Consider the following 1,923-nt stretch of genomic DNA (forward strand, 5'->3'; position numbering starts at 1 on the left):
AGGACGGCGGCCCAGCCGAGGAGGCGGGCGACGGTCTCGGTGCCGGCGCTGACCATCTCGTTGGTGACGGTGGCGGCTTCGGCGGTGGTGAGCCGGCGGGTGCTGTCGCCGTCCTTGACCTCGGCCTGGACGAGCGCGGTCATCATGTCGTCGCGGGGCGACCTGCGCCGGTCCTCGATCTGCTCGACGAAGTAGGCGCGCAGCCGGGTGGTGGCGGCGTGGGAGAACTCGTTCATCATCCCGGCGCCTTCCTCGATGTGGAAGGTCTCGTCGATGGTCCGGCGGACCTCCTCGCGGTCGGCCGGGTCGACCCCGATGAGCGCGGAGATGACCATCGAGGGAAGCTGCGCGGCGAAGTCCTGGACGTAGTCGAAACCGCCCCCACCGACCTGTGGGTCCAGGAGCTCCGCGCACAGCGCGCGGACCTGGCCCTCCAGGGCGGCGATGCGCCGGGGAGTGAACGCGCGGGACACCAGCGCCCGCAGCGTGTTGTGGACCGGCGGGTCGGAGAAGATCATGAAGCCGGGCGGGATCGGGTCCTTGCCCATGATCTCCAGTACCGTGCCGTAGGCCGAGCTGTAGGTCTTCGTGTCGAGATGCACGGCGTCGACGTCGGCGTGCCGGGAGACCGCGTAGAAGTCGTACCTGTCGTTGCGGTACAGGGGCTGCTCGTCGCGCATCTGGCGCCAGACCGGATACGGGTCAACGTCGATGACCTTGTCGAAGGGGTCCCAATGTAAGTCCGTCACTGCTCGGACCTTTCTGTCCCGGAGCACGCGTCGAATCGGTCCCCGAGGCCCGGGTGTACCGGCGAGCGCGCCCACACCTCTGCTGACCGCGGCTGGCGTGGGTTACGGCCAGACCGGTCGGGTCACCGCCGACCACTGTCAGACCATCGGTCTCCCGGGCCGGCGCGGACGCGGCGCGGTGGGGTCTGGTCCAGCGGCCAGCGGCCCGCCGTGCCAGCAGGGCCGGAACTTGTTTGTCACCGTACTGACGCGAAATTACCGGTGTCAACCGGCGGGTGTGGGCCGCGGCGACGCCGCGACGCCGGGCGCGACACCGCAAGGGCGACGAGCGTCGGACAGGATCCTGACAGGAATCCCGGCGGCGTCGCGCCCCGAGCGCCGCGCCGACGACGGGAACCCAGGGCCGTCGCCCGGCCGGACCACTGTCAGTAGACTGACGCCACATGGGTACGTCGTCGGAACGTGACGAGGACGGCGACGAGGCGTCGCCGGACCGCCGCCGCTACGACAGCCCGGTGCGCCGTGGGCGCGCCGCCGAAACCCGCGAGCGCATTCTCGCCGCCGGGTCCGCGCTCGTTCATGGCTTTCCCACCTGGGACTGGAAGGGCCTGACCTTCCGCGCCGTCGCGGACGGCGCCGGCGTCAGCGAACGGACCGTCTACCGGCACTTCGCGACCGAGCGGGACCTGCACGACGCGGTGATGCGGCGGCTCGAGGAGGACGCGGGCCTCTCCTACGACCAGCTGCGCCTGGACGACCTGCCGGCCCTCGTCGGCAGCGTCCTGGCGTCGCTGTCGTCGTTCGAGGTCTGGCGCGGCGTGACCGAGGACCCGCCGCCGCCGCTGTTCGTGACCGAGGATGAGCGCCGGCGCGCGGCGCTGCTGCGGGCCGTCACCGAGGCGGCGCCCGCTCACTGGTCCGACGAGCAGCGGGTGAAGGCGGCCGCGCTGGTCGACGTGCTGTGGAACCTGCCGACCTTCGAACGGCTGATCGCCGGTTGGAAGCTGGACACGGACCAGGCCAGCGACGCCGTCACCTGGGCGATCGGGCTGCTGGTCGAGGCGGTCCGCGGCCGGCCACCGGCCACCGGCCGCCGGCCCGCGGCGCGCTGAGACCGAGCCGGCGGGCGGGGGCGCCCCCCGCCCCCGCCCCCCCCCCCCCGCCCCCCCGGGGG

The 1,923-nt window shown here is 72.7% G+C and carries 1 protein-coding gene and 1 pseudogene; one reads left to right on the plus strand and one right to left on the minus strand.

Annotation, left to right across the window (positions count from 1 at the left end):
- Positions 1-749, minus strand: a pseudogene (locus I6A81_RS41005) (cytochrome P450); the annotation flags it as partial.
- A 443-nt stretch (positions 750-1,192) separates the two neighbouring features.
- Between I6A81_RS41005 and I6A81_RS41010 the strand changes: the two are divergent.
- Positions 1,193-1,861, plus strand: coding sequence for a TetR/AcrR family transcriptional regulator (locus I6A81_RS41010; protein ID WP_203008408.1), 669 nt, complete (start codon positions 1,193-1,195; stop codon positions 1,859-1,861).
- The last annotated feature ends 62 nt before the right edge of the window (positions 1,862-1,923 follow it).

The organism is Frankia nepalensis (assembly GCF_016786325.1).
Lineage (GTDB): Bacteria > Actinomycetota > Actinomycetes > Frankiales > Frankiaceae > Pseudofrankia > Pseudofrankia nepalensis.